This is a genomic window from Roseateles chitinivorans (assembly GCF_002761755.1).
Classification (GTDB): Bacteria; Pseudomonadota; Gammaproteobacteria; order Burkholderiales; family Burkholderiaceae_C; genus Roseateles; species Roseateles chitinivorans.
In genome coordinates this window covers 1-1,177 of the sequence record NZ_PEOG01000156.1, presented here as the reverse complement: position 1 = coordinate 1,177, position 1,177 = coordinate 1, and the positions used below count along the sequence as shown (strand labels likewise).

The 1,177-nt window shown below is 62.8% G+C and carries 1 protein-coding gene; it reads left to right on the top strand.

Features of this window, described 5'->3' with window-relative positions; genetic code table 11:
* A partial coding sequence (locus CS062_RS26520; protein WP_199174362.1) for a hypothetical protein occupies positions 1 to 1,177 on the top strand: 1,177 nt, incomplete at both ends.

The window sequence follows — 1,177 nt, the reverse complement described above, 5'->3', positions numbered from 1 at the left end:
GCGCTTACAAGCTCGCATTCGGCAATCTGAGCAACGATCCATTGGCTGAGCAGATTCTGGCGAGCCTTGCGCGCGATTCCGGCGTGAGCATGGATGCGCGAGGCACGGCGGCTTACGACGATCACACTAAGAACACCGAACTGCTGAACACAACCATCGGCAGCTACAAGCTGGCCGCGCAGACGCCGTCGGGCGGTATCGAGCAGGCCAATGGCACGTGGCTTGGCACTGAACCCGGAAAGTTGCCGATGCCCAACGGAGCGAGGACTCAAACGTCATTCCCTGTGCCGGGCTGCAATGCGCCGGCGGGCGCTTGCACCTACACCTTCATCTTTGGCAGCGACCTTGCGTACGTGCAGGTGCCGCAGGCTGACGGCAGCTATCAGCTCTACGAGGCCAACAAGGAGCAGCAGACGACCCTTGCTGCACAACAGGCCAAGTATTACGTGGACGGCATCAAGAGCGCGCCGGGCAAAGCGTGGGATGCCGGCGTGGCGCTCGGCAAAGAAGCACTCGCCTATGGCAAGGATCTGACGGTCGGCAACCTCAGCAATGCGGCCAATGCGTTGAACGGCCTGAACAACGCCATGACAGGGGCGGCTGCCGCTGGACCTCAGGGAGCGTCCGCAGCGCTGAACGTGGGACTTCCGAGCACCTACGAGTCGAAGACGATGCAGTGGTACGTCAGCGATAAGCCGCTGGACATCACCGCTACCGACGTGACGAAGTTCGTCGTCGACCTGGCGCCTATCAGCGTCTTCATGAACCAGGTGGGGAAGGTCAGTTCCCACGATCCCGAGCAGATCAAGTCGGCGGGCGAAGAGGCTACGTGGACCGTGGCTGGTGCCGTGGGGGCCAAAGCCGCCGAGGTCGCTCTGAGTGCGGGGAGCAAGCTCACGAACAAGGTTTTGGAAGAAATCGAAGTTCGAGTTAGCGCGAAGGCGGAAGCCGAGGCAGCGGAGGCGGCGGCTGCGGCAGACAAGCTGCCGGAGACCGTGGACGCTACGAAGACTGGCACGGGCGCGTCCACGTCAAAGACGACCGATAGCGCAGAGACGAGAGGCACGGCTCCCGCTGAACAGGCAACGCCGGATAGCACGACCGGCAAGGCAGCCGAGGATGCGGCCGCTGCTGGCTGTCTGGCTCCTCCCAATTGCTTTGTCGCCGGTACGCTCGT